This window comes from Streptomyces sp. NBC_01264 (assembly GCF_026340675.1).
Lineage (GTDB): Bacteria > Actinomycetota > Actinomycetes > Streptomycetales > Streptomycetaceae > Streptomyces.
In genome coordinates this window covers 906,437-922,704 of sequence record NZ_JAPEOX010000002.1, presented here as the reverse complement: position 1 = coordinate 922,704, position 16,268 = coordinate 906,437, and the positions used below count along the sequence as shown (strand labels likewise).

The window sequence follows — 16,268 nt, the reverse complement described above, 5'->3', positions numbered from 1 at the left end:
AATCCGACGGCCCCGGCCTTCGTGCTGTCCGCCGCCCCTAGAGGTCGGTCGCGATGATCTTCTCGATGTTGCGCTCGGCGAGCGCCGTGATGGTGACGAACGGGTTGACGCTGGTGTTGCCGGGGATCAGCGCGCCGTCGATGACGTACAGGCCCGTGTAGCCGTGCAGACGGCCGTAGTTGTCGGTGGCCTTGTCCAGGATGGCGCCGCCGAGGGGGTGGTAGGTGAGGTGGTCGCCCCAGATCTTGTTGGTGCCGAAGAGGTCGGTCCGGTAGATCGTCCCCTCCTTCTTGTTGATCTTGTCGAAGATGGTCTTCGCCATGTCGATGGACGGCTGCTTCCACGCCGTCTGCCAGTTCAGCTCGACCCCGCCCGTCGCGGCGTTGTACGTGAACTCCGCGCGGTTCGGGTTCTTCGTGATCGACAGGTAGAACGAGGCGTAGGTCTCGATGCCGGTCGGGAGCGGGGCCACCTCGGCGAACGCGCCGCCGGCGTCCCAGTTGTCGATGCCTCCGCAGGGGATGGAGGCCTGCACCTTGCCGGTCGCGTCCCACATGTGGTTGGCCCGGCCGCACATGACGTTGCCGTTGTCGCCCCAGCCCTTGCCGATCTCGTTGTTCAGGTTGGGCAGGGCGCCAGTGGCCTTGAGCCGGACGAGCAGCTTGCTGGTGCCGACGCTGCCGGCCGCGAAGAACACCTTGTCCGCGACGACGGTCTTGGTGCCCACGGTGTCGCCCGTGGTGTTGATCTGGTCGATGACGACCGTGTACCCGCCGCCGGATGCGGGGGAGACCGAAGTCACCTTGTGCAGGGGCGAGATGGTGACCTTGCCGGTGGCCTTGGCCTGGGCGATGTAGGTCTTCTGGAGGGACTTCTTGCCGGCGTTGTTGCCGTAGAGGATCTCCCCGGCGACCGCGGACTTGGGGACGGTCCCGGCCGCCTCCTGCTTCATGTAGTCCCAGTCGTATACGTCCGGGACGAAGACGAAGGGGAATCCGGCGCGCTGGGCGTGCTTGCGGCCGACGCGGGCGAACTGGTAGCAGTCGACGGTGTCGAACCAGGCCGGGTCGATGAGGCCGACGCCGAGACCCGCGTTGGCGCGCGGGTAGTAGGTGTTGTACATCTCGTCCGCGTTCACGGTCGGGAGCACGGCGCCGAAGTTCTCGCGCTTCGGGGTGACCGCCATACCGCCGTTGACCAGGGATCCGCCGCCCACGCCGCGGCCCTGGTAGACGATGATCCCGCCCATCTCCTCGGCATCCAGGATGCCGGTGTAGCGCGGGACGGCCGAGTCGATGGGGAAGCCGAGGAAGTTGCTGAGCGGCGCCTTGGTCTTGGTCCGGAGCCAGTAGGCGCGGTAGTCCGGCTTGGTCGTGTTACAGAAGATCTTGCCGTCCGAGCCGGGGGTGTCCCAGGCCATGCCCATTTCGATCATGTGGACGTCGACCCCGGCCTGGGCGAGCCGCAGGGCGGCGACGGAGCCGCCGTACCCGGTACCGATCACGAGGGCCGGTACGTGTGCTCCGTTGTCGATCGGGCCGGCGGCGGCCGCGCCGGCCGTGGCGGCCTGGGCCTGGGACGGGGCGATCTGACCGGCGAGGGCCATTGCACCCAGGATGGAACCAGTTCTACCGAGAAATCCTCGGCGGGAGACGCCGTTCTGGTTCGTTTTGTGCAGGCCTTTGTCGCTCATGTGAGCTTCCTCACTCTAGGCGGAATGAGAACGAGTTCTACTGCCGAGTGCTTGCGAAGTCACTAGATACGTCAAGGCGTATTTCGTCGGCGACGGCCGCGGGCCGCCTTGGATCGCGGCTCCCGGAAGCGGCGTGAAGGTCCCATCGGACGCTGGGAACGACCACCCGCTGTGGATGACCGGTCATCCCGGAGTGACTGCCGAGGCCCGGTCGAGAGGTTCGCGGGCGAGGTGCGTGCGCTCGAATCCGCCACGTCAGAAGTCGAACGCGTTACGGAACCTCGCGCTGCGGCGGGCCGCCGGGGCCCGGCGCGCACCCAGCCACTCCGTCGTGGCTGCATCCCGTGGGCCCCCAGGCCGAAAAGCGACAAACCGCAAGGTGGGCCCGTGATCGGCGGCCGAATCTTTTTACCTTCGGCCGACGCTCCTGTTCGGCGCCCGGGCCGGTGTTACAGGTGCGGCGCGCCCTGTCCGGCGCCCTCGCGTACAGAAGGGGAACGCGCGCGGCCGCCGGTCCAGACCAGGATCAGCGTCGATGCGGCCGCCGCGAAGGCGCACCAGGTGGAGGCGAACTCCAGCCTCCACAGCGCGGCACAGACCAGGGCCCCGACCGCCAGCAGGAGGCCGAGGACGCGCAGCCGGCGGTCGCCCGAGAGGAGCAGGGCGCCCAGTGTGGCGAACAGATAGCCCGCCAGGGCCAGCGGCATCCACGGAACGTTCACGCCGTACCCGAGGGTGTGGCCGCGGATCTCGGCGCTCACCGGGCGGGTCGCCAGGCAGTACGCGAGGTACGCGCCGGTGGCGAGTCCGGCGGCGACGGGCAGGAGCAGGCGGGGCCTGAGCTCGGGCGCAGCGGCGAGCAGCACCCCGAGCGGCACCCATACGGGCAGCAGCGGGAGGGCGATCACCGCCCAGGCCGTGGTGGCCGGGCCGCAGCCGCCGCCGGAGCGCCAGACGGCGGCTTCGATCAGCTGGTGCGCGCCCAGGATCAGCGGGAGCGCCGCGACGGGCAGGTCCCGGGCGCGCCGGGTGCGGGCCAGGCAGGCGATCCCGACGGCGGTGATGACCGTACCCGCCGTCAGATCGGCCGTCGCGCTCCAGCACATGGGGCCCTCCCGATCCCACGGTAGATCGAGGTGCCGACGTCTGCCACACCACGGAACAATGGAAAAACTCGACAAGATGGAGAAGGATCCTGCACGACTCTTGCCGTGTTTGTGTGCGGGGTTCTACTGTCCCGGCCATGCCCCCAAGAAGAGCCGCAAGCCTCCCCGCCAGCCGAGCCGCAGCCGGCGCAGCAAGCAGAAGAGCCGCCCCCGCACGGGCCGCCGCCGTCCTGGCGGCGCTCACCGCGTCCGCCCTCGGCCTCGGCGCCCTGGGCGCGGGCGCGGCGCAGGCCCGTCCCGCCGCCGCGGACCCCGCGCCGCCCACGGCCGTCACCCGTGCCGCCCTCGACCCCGCACTGGCCGAGGGCCGCGGCGCCCGGGTGGACTTCGCCGAGCAGGAGGCGGAGAACGCCGCCACCTCCGGCACGCTCATCGGCCCCGACCGCACCGCGTACTCGCTGCCCGCCGAGGCCTCCGGCCGCAAGGCGGTGAAGCTGGCGCCGGGCCAGTACGTGGAGTTCACCCTGCCCGCGGCGGCCGACGCGGTCACCGTCCGCTACAGCATCCCCGACGCCCCGGCCGGCGGTGGCATCACCACCCCGCTCGACGTCACCGTCAACGGCAAGAACCGCCGCTCCATGACGCTGACCTCGCAGTACTCCTGGGTGTACAACCAGTACCCCTTCACCAACGACCCGCAGGCCGATCTCCTGCACCCGGACTGGTGGATCACCGAGTGCGGCTGCGTCCCGGCCGCCACGACCCCGGCCCCGGTCATCGCCAAGCCCTTCCGGCCCACCCACATGTACGACGAGCAGCGCCTGCTCCTGGGCCGCACCTACCGGGCGGGCGACAAGGTCCGCCTCACCGTCCCGGCCGGGAGCCCCGCCGCCTGGACGGTGATCGACCTGCTCGACTCGCAGCGCGTCGGCGCCCCGCACGTGGAGGCGGCCGCCGCGAACGCCCTCCTCTTCGGCGCCGACCCGACGGGCCGCCGGGACTCCGCCGACGCCATCGACCGGGCCATCGCCTTCGCCAAGCGCCACCGGCTCCCGGTCTACCTGCCGCCGGGCACCTACCAGGTCAACCGCCACATCATCGTGGACGGGGTCACCGTCACCGGGGCCGGCAGCTGGTACACCACCGTCAAGGGCAAGGGCGTCGGCTTCTACGGCAAGGAGGCCGCGGACGGCGGCAGCCGGAACGTCCACCTCTCCCGCTTCGCCATCGAGGGCGACGTCCGCGAACGCGTGGACACCGACCAGGTCAACGGGGTCGGCGGCGCGATGAGCGATTCCACCGTCGACTCCCTCTACATCCACCACACCAAGGTCGGCCTCTGGTTCGACGGCCCGATGAGCAACGTGAAGGTCACCCGCAACGTCATCACCGACCAGATCGCCGACGGCCTGAACTTCCACACCGGAGTCACCGACTCCCTCGTCCAGGACAACTTCGTCCGCAACACGGGCGACGACGGCCTCGCCATGTGGGCGGAGAAGACCACGAACGCCCGCAACACCTTCGACCACAACACCGTGCAGAGCCCCACCCTGGCCAACGGCATCGCGATCTACGGCGGCGCCGACACCACCGTCACCGGCAACCTCGTGGCCGATCCGGTGCGCGAGGGCAGCGCCCTGCACGTGGGCTCCCGCTTCGGCGCCGAACCCTTCACCGGCAGCCTGCGGATCGAGGGCAACACCACCGTGCGCGCGGGCACGTACGAGCTCAACTGGAAGATCGGCCTCGGCGCGATCTGGTTCTACGCCCTGGACCGCAGCATCGACCAGGCCGACATCCAGGTCACCGGCAACTCCTTCCTGGACAGCACCTACAACGCGATCATGCTGGTCAGCGACTGGCCGGTGAAGGACAAGGTCAGCATCGAGAACGTCCACTTCAAGGACGTCCGCGTCGACGGCACCGGCACCTCCGTGGTCAGCGCCCGGGTGGCCGGCTCGGCGAGCTTCGAGAACGTCGACGCCCGCAACGTGGGCGCCGTCGGCGTCAACAACTGCGGCTCCTTCAACTTCCCCGCCACCGGCTCAGAGTTCACCCTCGTCGACCGCGGCGGCAACGACGGCGGCGGTACCACGGGCCCCTGGCTGGCCGGCTGGGAACTCCCCAACACCATCACCTGCGACGACCGCCCGCCGGTCGTCGCCCCGCCGGCGCCGAGCCCCTGGTAGGCGCCGGTTGATCACCGCTCCGCCGCTCCCGGGGGTTCGAGCGGCGGAGCGGTGACCGCGCAGTTCGTACGGCACTGCGGGTGACAGGCCCAGGGCGCGGGAGATCGTACGGTCGCCCAGGCCACGGCCGCTCCGGCCACCAGCACCCCCGCGCACCAGAACATCGCCCGCCCGAAGGCCGAGTCGAAGGCGCCGGCCGAGAGGTACGCGTCCGGCCCCATCCCGGCCAGCAGCGGCAGCGCGGCCACCGCGAGGAGCACGGCGGCGCGCGCCGCCGCGTTGTTGATGCCGCTGGCCAGACCCGCCCGCCCGGCGTCCACCGAGGACAGCACGGCCGCCGTCAGCGGGGCCACCAGGGCCGCCATGCCCAGGCCCATCACGAGCAGCGCCGGCAGCACGTCCCCCACGTACGAGGCCTCCCGGCCCACCCGCAGCATCAGCAGCATCCCCGCCGCGCACAGCAGCGGCCCCGCGGTCAGCGGGATCCGGGGGCCGATCCGCTCCCCGAGCTGCGCGGAGCGGGCCGACAGCAGCAGCATCAGGGCCGTGGTGGGCAGCAGGGCGGCCCCGGCGGCCAGGGCCGAGTACCCGGACACGACCTGGAGCTGGAGCACCACGAGGAAGAAGAACCCGCCGAAGGCCGCGTACACGCACAGGGTGACCAGGTTGACGGCGGTGAACTGGCGCGAGGAGAAGATGTCCGGCGGGACCATCGGATCGGCCCGCCGCCGCTCGACCACCACGAAGATCCCGGCCAGCAGGACGCCGCCCACGGCGGCGCCCGCCACGAGCGCGGTGCCCGACCGGGCCTCGATGAGCGCATAGGTCACCAGTGCGAGCGAGGCCGCGCCGAGGACCGCCCCGGCCACGTCGAACCGCCCGTGCGCCGCCGGATCCCGCGATTCCGGTACGTGCCGCAGCGCGACCGGGACACAGAGCGCGGCCACCGGCACGTTCAGCAGGAACACCCAGCGCCAGCCGGGCCCGTCCACCAGCCAGCCGCCCAGGAACGGCCCCACGGCGGCGCCCACCCCGCCGAACCCCGACCACAGGCCCACCGCCCGGGCCCGGTCGTCCGCATGGATGGACCCCTGGATCAGCGCGAGGGAACCGGGTGTGAGCAGCGCCCCGCCGATGCCCTGAAGGGCGCGGGCGGCGATGAGCACCCCGGCGTTCGGCGCGATCCCGCACAGCAGGGAGCCTGCCGCGAACCACACCACCCCGAGCACGAAGATCCGGCGCCGCCCGAACCGGTCCCCGAGCGCCCCGCCGACCAGGATCAGGCCCGCGAGGGTCAGCAGGTAGGCGTTGACCGTCCACTGGAGCACCGCCAGATCGGCGCCGAGGTCCCGGCCGATGGCGGGCAGGGCGACATTGACCACGGTCGAGTCGAGCAGCGCCATGGCGGACCCGAGCACGGTGGTCAGTACGATCCACCGGCCCTGCGCGGTGCCGAGGCGTACCCCGGGGGAGGGCGGCGGGACGGCAGCGGTCATGCCCCCAGGCTGGACCGCCGGGCCGGGAACAGCCACCCGGCGGCGCCGGTACGGCTCAATAGGCCCTCTTGTACGGAGCATGACACCTCCCGCACCATGGCCCGCGCACGTCACGCACACCCTTTCCGCACGACCTGCACACGGCGTACGAGGAGACCACACGTGGCACGAAGCGACACCCGACGAGCCTCAGGCTCACGATTACGACCCCTGCGCACAGGGCTCGCCGCCCTCACCGCGGCCCTGCTGCTGCCCCTGGGGGCGGGAGTGGCAGCCGCCGCACCGCTCCCCGGACCCACCCCGGGCGCGGCCGAGCGCAAGATCGAACCGAGCCTGCGCGCCCAGCTCGACGGCTCCGAGAAGGCCGTTTTCTGGGTCTACCTCGACAGCGCCGCCGACCTGACCTCCGCGGCCGGGAAGCAGACCCGCACGGCGAAGGCAGAAACGGTCCTTCGGCTGAAGAAGGACCACGCCGCGCGCAGCCAGGCCGAGGTCATCAAGGCCCTGGACGGCGTGAGGGCCGAGTACACCTCGTACTGGATCGTGAACGCCGTCCGCGTCGTCGGCACCGAGAAGCTCGCCGGGGCGCTGGCCCAGCGCCCCGAGGTCGCCCGGATCGACGCCGACGACAAGGTCGACCTGCCCAAGCCCGCGGAGGGCAAGCGGGAGAAGGCCTCGGCCGACGCCGTCGAATGGAACATCGACCGGATCAAGGCCCCGCAGGTCTGGGACGAGCTGGGCGTGCGCGGGGAGGGCATCGTCGTCGCCAACATCGACAGCGGCGTCGACTACACCCACCCCGCCGTGGCCAACCAGTACCGCGGCAAGAACGCGGACGGGACCTACGACCACAACTACAGCTGGTTCGACCCGGCCGGGGTGTGCCCCACCGCGGCCCCCTGCGACAACAACGACCACGGCACCCACACCATGGGCACCATGGTCGGCGACGACGGCGGCGCCAACAAGATCGGTGTCGCCCCGGGAGCGAAGTGGATCGCGGCCAAGGGCTGCGAGAGCAACTCCTGCTCCGAGGCCTCGCTGCTCGCCGCCGGCCAGTGGATCGTCGCCCCGACCGACCTGAACGGCCAGAACCCGCGCCCCGACCTGGCCCCCCACGTCGTCAACAACTCCTGGGGCGGCACGGGCGGCGACACCTGGTACCAGCAGATCGTCGACACCTGGCGCGCGGCCGGCATCTTCCCGGCCTTCTCCAACGGCAACTCCGGCCCGGGCTGCGCCACCAGCGGCTCGCCCGGCGACTACGACAGCTCCTACAGCTCCGGTGCCTTCGACATCAACGGCGCGATCGCCTCGTTCTCCTCGCGCGGCGCGGGCCCCGGCGGGATCATCAAGCCGAACATCGCCGCCCCCGGTGTGAACGTGCGCTCCTCCGTTCCCGGCGGTTACGAGTCCTTCTCGGGCACCTCCATGGCCTCGCCGCACACGGCCGCGGCCGTGGCCCTGCTCTGGTCCGCCGCACCCGCCCTCGAAGGCGATATCGCGCAGACCACGGCCCTGCTGGACGGCACGGCACTGGACACCGACAGCAGCCAGTGCGGCGGCACCGCCGCCGACAACAACGTCTTCGGTGAGGGCAAACTCGACGTCCTCGCCGCCGTCAACGCCGCCCCGCGCGGCGCGATCGGCGCCCTCGCCGGCACCGTGCGTTCCGGCGGGCAGCCCGTCGCCGGTGTGAAGGTCGTCGCCGACGGCCCGATCGACCGTACGACGACCACCGCGGCCGACGGAACGTACGGCTTCGCCTCCCTGTCCGTGGGCGACTACGCCCTGACCGCCTCGAAGTTCGGCTACGGGCAGCAGAGCGCGACCGCGTCGGTGACCGAGGACGCCACCGCGACGGGCGACATCGACCTCGTCCAGGCGGACTCCGGCAAGCTCACCGGCACCGTCTCCTCCGCCGCGGGCCCGGTAGCCGGCGCCGCCGTGAGCATCGCGGACACCCCGGTGACCGCGACCACCGACGCGCAGGGCCGCTTCGAGGTCACCCTGCCGCACGGCACGTACGACGTGAACGCCACCCACTCCTCGCGCTGCCTCACCGGCGGCACGGCCAAGGTCACCGTCGCCGGGGACACCACCGTCGCGGTGAACCTGCCCGAACGCACCGACACCTACGGTTACGCCTGCGCCACCTCGAACGGCAGCCCGTACCAGCCGGGCGACCGTCAGCTGGCTCTGACCGGAGACAACACCACCGAGCGCGTCGACCTGCCCTTCCCGCTGCCGCTGTACGGAAAGACGTACGGGCAGGCCTGGATCGGGACGAACGGCACCATCAGCCTCGGCGGCAACAACACCGGTGACATCAACGGGGACATCCCGAGCACGGCCACGCCCAACGCGGCGCTGTACCCGTTCTGGGACGACCTGGTCGTCGGCGCCGCCGACAGCGGGTCCGGCGTCTTCACGGCGGTCACCGGCACCGCGCCGCACCGCAGTTACGTCATCGAGTGGCGCGAGGTGTCGCACTGGTCGGCCCAGTCCGACACGTTCTCCTTCTCGGCCTCGATCGGCGAGGACGGCACCGTCCGCTACTCCTACAAGGGGACGGGCGGCACCGGCATCAAGGCCGGCTCCACCGCCACCGTCGGCGTCGAGAACGCCACCGGCACCGACGCCTACAAGTACTCCTTCAACACTCCCGTCATCACCGACGGGCTCTCCATCGCCTTCCGCACCACCAGGAGCGGCGTCGTGGCCGGCCGGGTGCTCGACGCGAACGACGGCAACGGGGTCGCCGGAGCCACCGTCACCGTCGGCACGGGCGCCACCGCGGTCTCCGCCACCACGGCGGCCGACGGCGGGTACGTGGTCCAGAGCCCCTCGGGAGCGCGGGAACTCGCGCTGACCGCCGCCCAGTACGAGCCCGCGGCGGCCACCGTGGACGTCAAGGCGGCTGACGTCACCCAGGTGACCCGGTCCCTGCGCACGGGCAAGGTGACCCCGTCGAAGCCGGCGGTGGAGATCGTCCTGCCGCCCGGCCAGAAGCGGACGCGGACCCTCGACCTCACCAACCCCGGTCTCGGTACGGCCTTCACGGCAGCCGAGGAGGCGGCCTGGCTGACGGTGACCCCGGGCACGGGGAACCTCCCCACGGGCGGGAAGGCACCGCTCTCGCTGTCCGTGGACACCACGGGCCTGGCCCCGGGCACCGTCCTGACGGCCGATCTGAAGATCACCTCGGCCAGCGGCCGGACCCCCGTGCTCACCGTCCCCGTCAAGCTCGTCGTCCCGCGCTACCAGGTCGCCCTGGACGCCGGCTCCACCGGTGCGAGCACGGACTCGCTGGGTGACGGCTGGTCGCCGGACCGCAAGTACACGACGGGCTCGTACGGCTACCAGGGCAACGGCTCCTCCCAGTCCACCAGCCGCACGATCGCGGGCACGGAGGACCAGAAGCTCTTCCGCAACGCCCGTGAGGGCATGTACGAATACCGCTTCGACGCCGTCCCCAACGGCACCTACACCGTGGAACTGGGCTTCGCGGAGCTCTCCTCGACGAAGCCCAACAAGCGCGTCTTCGACGTCCTCGCCGAGGGCGCCCAGGTCCTGCCCTCCCTGGACATCGCCCTGGAGGCGGGCACGTACACGGCCCTGACCCGCACCTACACGGTCACGGTCACGGACGGCACCCTGAACATCCGCTTCGTCACCCACACCGGATTCGGCAAACCCCTGCTGAATTCCCTGCGCGTGACGGACCGCCCCGACAAGAGCTGACCCCGGGCGGACAGAACTCCGGGCGGACGGCACAACGGGCGGGGCGCCTCCGGGCGCCCCGCCCTCAGGCCGTCCTTTCCCCCGAGATCAGCGGAGGAACTCCCGGTCGCGGTCGGCGAAGGAGGGGAGCGGGGCCGCCGCACGGAGGGCCACGTCCAGAGCGCGCCCCGGGTCGCAGGCGTACGTACCGCTCGCCCACGCGGCATTGGCCTCGATCACCGACCATCGGCCGCCGGCGAGGCCCACGTCGACCACGATCGCGGACGGGAGGGTGGAAAAGGGCAGGCCGGACGCGAAGGCGAGGGCTCCGGCCGAGGCCGGGCCCAGGCTGAGGCGACCGTCCTCGGCATAGCGGCTCGCGGTGTGCACGGCCCCGTCGAGCAGGAACAGGCGGTGCTCCGCCGTGAACCGGACCACGTCGCTGACCAGCACCTCCGTCCCCGGATCCACCGCGTCCGGCCCCGGCAGGCGGGAGCCGTCGGCGTAGACGAGGGCCGGGATGCCCTTGTCGTTCGGCGACTTCACGAAGACGGGCCTGCGCAGCCCGTACGCCTCACGGATCGGCATCAGCAGGACCTCCCGCCCGGTGAACTCCCGGGGCAGCCGCGCCAGCCAGTCGGACGGAGCCTCCAGCAGACCGATGCCGAGCCCGGGGGCCACGGCATCGGCGAACCGCGGCCCGGCGTGCAGGTGGGCGGCCCGCAGCCCGTCGGGCACGGCGAAGCCGTCCAGTTGTACGGTGGCCAGCCCGCGCGCGTGCGCCGCGTCCCGGATGCGGGCGGCGGACGCGGTCACGCGGGGCGGGAGCAGCAGGGTCATGCGGAGATCCTGCCGAAGGCCGGGGCCGGCGTCATCCGGGTTTCGGAGCCGGGCGGGGCGTCAGGTGCGGCGGTACTGGTCCACCAGGATCGTGACGGAGTCGTCGGCCGGGGCCTCGACCAGCCGCACGATCGCGAGCTCTCCGCGGTCGGGGCTGCGCACGCAGAACGGCCGGGCCTGCGCGAGGGCGGCGAGGGGCAGGTCGGCGGCCGGGCGGGTCGCGATGCCCTGGAGGCAGGCGGCCACCGTCAGCTCGCCGCTGTCGGACACGAAGGAGTCCGAGTCCTCGGAGGGGACCAGGGCCTGGCCGTCGCGCGCGAGGTACCAGGCGGCGGTCTCCGCGGGCACCACCTTCCCGGCCTTCAGGTCGAACTCGTATCCGGAGTCGGGGGCGGTGAGCCTGGTCTTCGTGTAGCCCGGCAGGTAGGCGGCGGCCGGGTCGGGCGGGGCGGAACCGGGCGGGGGCGTGGCGGAGGCGGAGGCCGTGGGGCCGGTCGCGGGGCCGCGGGCCTCGCCCGCGGGGTCGTCCAGGTAGTACACGGCTCCGGCGGTGGCGAGCAGGGTGCACGCCACGAGCAGGGTCGCCGGAAGCGGAAGCCGCCGCCCCCGGGCGGTCCTGCTGTGGGCCGGACCGGGGGCCGGGGCGGACGCGGGAGCGGGGACCGGCGAGGGGGCCGGTGAGTGGACCGGTGAGGGAGCCGGGGTGCGCACCGGCACCGATGCGGGCGCGGGCGGCTGACCGTCGGGGCGGGCCCCGGAATCCGTGCGCGGTCCGGGGAAGCCGGTCCCGGGGGAGTACGGCGCGGCGCCCGCCGGGCCCGGGTACGCGGTGGCCGTCCGGGTGGCCTGGAACGGCGCGGGGGCGGCGGGCCACGCGGTGTCGCCCCCGCCCGTGCCACCGGCCGCGCCACCGCCACCGCCTCCGAGCTCCTCCCGGACCGGCCGGGGCAGCCAGCCGTCGGTGAACTCCGGATGCCCGCACACCAGGGGGTGCGCCCGCACGGAGGCGATCACCTCGGCCGGCTGCGGACGGTCCCCGGGCTGCTTGGCGAGGCACCACGAGACGAGTCCGTACAGCTCGTGCGGCACCCGGGTGAGGTCGGGATGCTCGTGGACGACCCGGTAGAGGGCGCTGGACTCCGGCCCGTTCCCGAAGGGGGCGATCCCGCACGCGACGTACGCGGCCAGCGTCCCGAGCGCGAAGACGTCGGTCGCGGGCGTCGCCGGATGGCCGAGCGCCTGCTCCGGCGCCATGAAGGCGGCCGTGCCGATGCGCAGCCCCGTGCCGGTGAGCGCGGCGGCGTCGGCCGCGCGGGCGATGCCGAAGTCGATCACCCGGGGGCCGTCCTCCGCGAGCAGCACGTTGGCCGGCTTCAGATCGCGGTGGACGACACCCGCCCCGTGGATGGCCTGGAGCGCCTCCGCTATGCCCGCGAGGAGCAGCAGGACGGTGCGTGTGGGCAGCGGCCCGTGCCGCCGTACGACCTCGTGGAGCGAGGGGCCGGACACGTACGCGGTGGCGAGCCACGGCGTGGGGTCCTCGACCCCGGAGTCGATCACCTGGGCCGTGAACAGGCCGTGGATCCGGCGGGCGCTGGCCACCTCCTGGGCGAACCGCCGGCGGAACTCGGGATCGGAGGCGAGTTCCCTGCGGACGGCCTTCAGAGCGATGGGGCGTCCGCCGGGCGTGTGGGCCAGGTAGACCACGCCCATGCCGCCGGAGCCGAGCCGGGCGCGCAGGCGGTAGCCGCCGATCGCCTGGGGATCGTCGGCGGACAGTGCCGTACGGGTCGGCAGTGCGCCGGAGTGCTGTTCGGACATGCGGTGGCTCTTTCAGCGAGGCGAGGCGAGGCGAGACGGCGGTCGGGCGGGACGGCGGGCAGGACGGCGGGCGGGAGGGGACGCGCCGGGATGCGGCAGGGGACTGCGCGCATCGTGCCATGAATTGACTGAATTTTCAGTCAGTACCAGAGTGGGCGACACGTGCTCGCGCCGCCCGTCCCGCGTCACGCCCCTTCGCCGACGGAGGGCGCACCCTTGTCTCAGGGGCTCGGGACGGTCGGCCCGTGCCGTGCCTCCCGCGCCCGCCCCGGCCGGACACCGCCGTCCTGCCGGCCCTTGATCGGAGCCCTCCCGTGCCCCACCTGCCCCCCACGCGCCGGACCGCCCTCCGTACCTTCGCCGGGCTGGGCGCCCTCGCCTTCGGGGCCGCCGCCTGCGGCCCCTCGCAGAGCGCCCCGCGCCCCAACGCCGCCCCCGGTACCGCCCAGCCCTCCCCGGCCGGGGCGAAGCGCCGGTTCGGCGCCGAGTGGGAGAGCCACACCCTCACCTTCATGGCCTGGCCGGCCCTGGACGCGGTCTGGATGGAGGACCTGCGCTACGTGCGCGAGGACATCGCACGGATCGCGCGGGCCGTCGGCGGCTACGAGGAGGTCGTCATGATGGCCCGGCCCGAGCAGGTGGCCGCGGCGCAGAAGGCCTGCGGCTCCGACGTCGAGGTGATCCCGCTGGCCGTGGACGACATGTGGGCCCGCGACACCGTCCCCGTCTTCGTCGAGGAGGGGAGCAAGCTCGTCGGCGTCGACTTCAACTTCAACGGCTGGGGCGACAAGCAGGAGCACAAGAACGACGCCCAGGTCGGGCGCCTCCTGCTCCAGAACCACGGGATCCCCCGGGTCCAGGCTCCGCTGGTGGCCGAGGGCGGCTCCGTCGAGACCGACGGCGAGGGCACCCTGCTGGTCACCGAGAGCTCGATCGTCAACGACAACCGCAACCGCGGCAAGAGCCGGGACCAGATCGAGGCCGAGCTCAAGAAGACCCTGGGCGTGGAGAAGGTGGTCTGGCTGGCCGGCGTACGCGGCCAGGACATCACCGACGCGCACGTGGACAGCCTCGTACGGTTCACCGCCCCCGGTGTCGTCCTGCTGGACCGCGCGCACCCGAACACCCCGAAGGACTCCTGGTCCCGCTCCGCGGACCAGGCGAAGGCGGTCCTGTCGAAGGCCACGGACGCCCGCGGGCGGAAGTTCGAGATCATCGACCTGCCGCAGCCCGACCTGGACCGGATCACGGGCGAGGGCGACGACTTCGTGTCGACCTACGCCAACTTCTACGTGGCCAACGACTCCGTCTTCATGCCGAAGTTCGGGGACCGCCAGGCCGACGACCGGGCCCGCGGTATCCTGCAGGAACACTTCCCCAAGCGGGACGTCGTCCCCGTCGCGATCGACACGATCGCCTCGGGCGGCGGCGGCATCCACTGCTCGACCCACGACCAGCCCGGCAAACCCGCCGCGTGAGCGCGCCGCGGCGCCTGCCGCTGCTCCCGGCCCTGCTCCTGCTGGTGATCGTGGCTTCGGTCGGGGTGGGGGCCTGGCTGCAGTTCGGCGAACGCCAGGCCCAGGACACCGTGCACACCGCGGGGCGGGCCGATGCGGACCGGGTGGACGTCGAGGCGACGATCCAGCGGGCCGACGCGGCCGGGCGCGAACTGGTGCTGCGGGTCCTGGTGACGCCCAGGGGAGCGCTGGCCGAGGCCGACGGGGTCGCACCCGTCGAGGACCTCACCCTCCAGACCTCGGCGTCCACCCGTGACGACCTGACCTTCAAGGCCCACCAGCGGATCGCCGGCCGGGACGTGCCGGTGGCCATGACGGGCGGCTCCGTCACGGACTACCCGTTCGACGCCTACGGGGCGGACGTGGAGTTCGCGGCCGTCATGGGCCACGAGAAGGTTCCGGTGCGGGTCCTGTTCTCCAACAACGACGTGCTCTTCGCGTCCACGGTGGAGGCCTCGACGGCGGGCGACGGCGCCGCCGTCCTCGACATCGGGCTGGCCCGGTCGAACAGCGTGCTCGTGTTCGCCGTGTTCATGATGATCGCGATGTGGGCGCTCGCGGTGTCCGTCCTGATCGGCGGGTGGTTCCTCGTCACCCGCCGCAAGGGGCTCACCTGGCCCGCCCTCGGCTGGATGGCCGCCACCCTGTTCGCACTGGCGGCCTTCCGCAACACCGCCCCGGGCACACCGCCGATCGGCTGTCTGCTCGACTACCTCGCCTTCCTCTGGGCGGAGATCCTCATCGCGTTCTGCCTGATCACCGTGGTGGTGGCGGGGTGCAGAGCGGAGTCCCGCGCGGAGCCTGCGGCGGACGAGGCGGGCATGGCCTGAGACGCCCCGCGCCGCGGCCGCCCGGCGGCCCGGGGCGGGGTGCGGTGGCATTCGGGTGGCCCGCCGCGGCCGGACCGCGCGACGCGCGGGGCCGGGCGCCGAGGGCGCCGTACCGTGGCTGACCATGACGCTCCAGAGCGACCGAGCCGGACAGGCCGACCAGACCGGGCAGGGCGGGCCGGCCAGGCTGGCTGCGGAGGGCGCGCAGGGCGGGCGGTGTGAGCCGGGCGCGCGGCAGGGTTCCGGCAGGGGTGCGGACCGGATCGCGGCGCTGGTACGGGAGGTGGACCCGGGGGCCGGGTGGGCCGTCGGTGGTGTGGACGGTCCGGACGCGGTGGTGGAGCCCGGGGGCCGGGCCATCGCCCCCGATGTCGCCGGGCTGGCGGGCGTGCTGGCCGTCTGGCCCGTCATCGGGATGCTCGTGGACGCGGGGGAGCTGGCCCTGCACACCCCGCTCACCGCCTACGGGGCGGCCGACGGCCTGCCCGCCGGGATCACCGCGCACCATTTGCTCACCCACGGCTCGGGGGTGTCGCCCGCGCTCGTCGGGCTCGCCGAACGGCTGTGCGGCAGCCCCCTCGCGGGGTTCGCCGCCGACCGGATCTGGGGCCCGCTGGGCATGACCCGGACGGGCCCCGACGCCGACGGGACCCTGCGCGCGCCCGCCGCCGACCTCGGCCGGTTCCTGAGTCACCTCCTCGCCCCGACGGGCGGCGGCCCCGTCAGCCGGGCCTGGACGGCGCAGTCGCTCCGCATCCGCACCGGCGAACTCCTGCCCGCCCGGGGCCTCCTCTGGCACCCCTCCGCACACGGATCCTGGTCCCACGGCGAGGGCCCGGCCCTGTGGGTCTCCCCGCGCGCCCAACGCTGGGCGGCCCTCCTCCCGACCACCCCGTCGGCCCCGCTCCGTACCGCCTTCCGCGAAGCGGCCTTCACCTGAACCCCATGGCGCCGGTGCCGGACGGGGTGAGGAAATGAGGAGGCGGCGCGTGCACGGGATGCGGAACACTTCGCCGGGTGATCGTGATGCGGCCCGTACTGGAGATCCTC

The 16,268-nt window shown here is 72.9% G+C and carries 10 protein-coding genes; 5 read left to right on the top strand and 5 right to left on the bottom strand.

Annotation, left to right across the window (positions count from 1 at the left end; translation table 11 throughout):
- Positions 1 to 37 precede the first annotated feature (37 nt).
- Both OG435_RS37050 and OG435_RS37045 read right to left on the bottom strand, forming a co-directional pair.
- Positions 38 to 1,693, bottom strand: a complete 1,656-nt coding sequence (locus tag OG435_RS37050; protein ID WP_266883855.1) for a GMC oxidoreductase — start codon at positions 1,691 to 1,693, stop codon at positions 38 to 40.
- Positions 1,694 to 2,142: 449 nt separating this feature from the next.
- Entirely contained in the window at positions 2,143 to 2,799 is a 657-nt protein-coding gene (locus tag OG435_RS37045) for a DUF6629 family protein (protein ID WP_266883853.1), read from the bottom strand.
- Positions 2,800 to 2,936: 137 nt separating this feature from the next.
- Here OG435_RS37045 and OG435_RS37040 point away from each other — a divergent pair, with 137 nt between their 5' ends.
- Positions 2,937 to 4,991: a glycosyl hydrolase family 28-related protein gene (locus tag OG435_RS37040; RefSeq protein WP_266883851.1), complete on the top strand. Its 2,055-nt coding sequence runs from the start codon at positions 2,937 to 2,939 to the stop codon at positions 4,989 to 4,991.
- Between the two features lie 11 nt (positions 4,992 to 5,002).
- On the opposite strand, the gene OG435_RS37035 is transcribed toward OG435_RS37040, so the two are convergent.
- On the bottom strand, positions 5,003 to 6,487 hold the full coding sequence (locus tag OG435_RS37035; RefSeq protein ID WP_266883849.1) for an MFS transporter: 1,485 nt from the start codon (positions 6,485 to 6,487) through the stop codon (positions 5,003 to 5,005).
- Between the two features lie 162 nt (positions 6,488 to 6,649).
- On the opposite strand from OG435_RS37035, the gene OG435_RS37030 reads away from it, so the two are divergent.
- Entirely contained in the window at positions 6,650 to 10,231 is a 3,582-nt protein-coding gene (locus tag OG435_RS37030; protein ID WP_266883847.1) for a S8 family serine peptidase, read from the top strand.
- Positions 10,232 to 10,318: 87 nt separating this feature from the next.
- Here OG435_RS37030 and OG435_RS37025 read toward each other — a convergent pair whose 3' ends face one another.
- Positions 10,319 to 11,050, bottom strand: coding sequence for an ATP-grasp domain-containing protein (locus tag OG435_RS37025; RefSeq protein WP_266883845.1), 732 nt, complete (start codon positions 11,048 to 11,050; stop codon positions 10,319 to 10,321).
- Between the two features lie 60 nt (positions 11,051 to 11,110).
- Positions 11,111 to 12,871, bottom strand: a complete 1,761-nt coding sequence (locus OG435_RS37020) for a serine/threonine-protein kinase (protein ID WP_266883843.1) — start codon at positions 12,869 to 12,871, stop codon at positions 11,111 to 11,113.
- Positions 12,872 to 13,185: 314 nt separating this feature from the next.
- On the opposite strand from OG435_RS37020, the gene OG435_RS37015 reads away from it, so the two are divergent.
- From OG435_RS37015 to OG435_RS37005, 3 genes are all read left to right on the top strand, one after another.
- The gene (locus tag OG435_RS37015) at positions 13,186 to 14,349 is read left to right on the top strand and encodes an agmatine deiminase family protein (protein WP_266883841.1); all 1,164 of its coding nucleotides are present in this window, start codon (positions 13,186 to 13,188) and stop codon (positions 14,347 to 14,349) included.
- Positions 14,346 to 15,218 (top strand): DUF4436 family protein, encoded by an 873-nt coding sequence (locus OG435_RS37010; protein ID WP_266883839.1) that lies wholly within the window; start codon positions 14,346 to 14,348, stop codon positions 15,216 to 15,218. Before OG435_RS37015 ends, OG435_RS37010 begins: the two co-directional genes overlap by 4 nt.
- A 124-nt stretch (positions 15,219 to 15,342) precedes the next feature.
- Entirely contained in the window at positions 15,343 to 16,158 is an 816-nt protein-coding gene (locus tag OG435_RS37005) for a hypothetical protein (protein ID WP_266883837.1), read from the top strand.
- Positions 16,159 to 16,268 lie beyond the last annotated feature (110 nt).

What these genes read in the sequence shown, in the direction of transcription:
- OG435_RS37025 (WP_266883845.1), bottom strand. Translation starts at nt 11,050, where the DNA reads ATGACCCTGCTGCTCCCGCCCCGCGTGACCGCGTCCGCCGCCCGCATC.
- OG435_RS37005 (WP_266883837.1), top strand. Translation starts at nt 15,343, where the DNA reads ATGACGCTCCAGAGCGACCGAGCCGGACAGGCCGACCAGACCGGGCAG.
- OG435_RS37045 (WP_266883853.1), bottom strand. Translation starts at nt 2,799, where the DNA reads ATGTGCTGGAGCGCGACGGCCGATCTGACGGCGGGTACGGTCATCACC.
- OG435_RS37020 (WP_266883843.1), bottom strand. Translation starts at nt 12,871, where the DNA reads ATGTCCGAACAGCACTCCGGCGCACTGCCGACCCGTACGGCACTGTCC.
- OG435_RS37050 (WP_266883855.1), bottom strand. Translation starts at nt 1,693, where the DNA reads ATGAGCGACAAAGGCCTGCACAAAACGAACCAGAACGGCGTCTCCCGC.
- OG435_RS37035 (WP_266883849.1), bottom strand. Translation starts at nt 6,487, where the DNA reads ATGACCGCTGCCGTCCCGCCGCCCTCCCCCGGGGTACGCCTCGGCACC.
- OG435_RS37040 (WP_266883851.1), top strand. Translation starts at nt 2,937, where the DNA reads ATGCCCCCAAGAAGAGCCGCAAGCCTCCCCGCCAGCCGAGCCGCAGCC.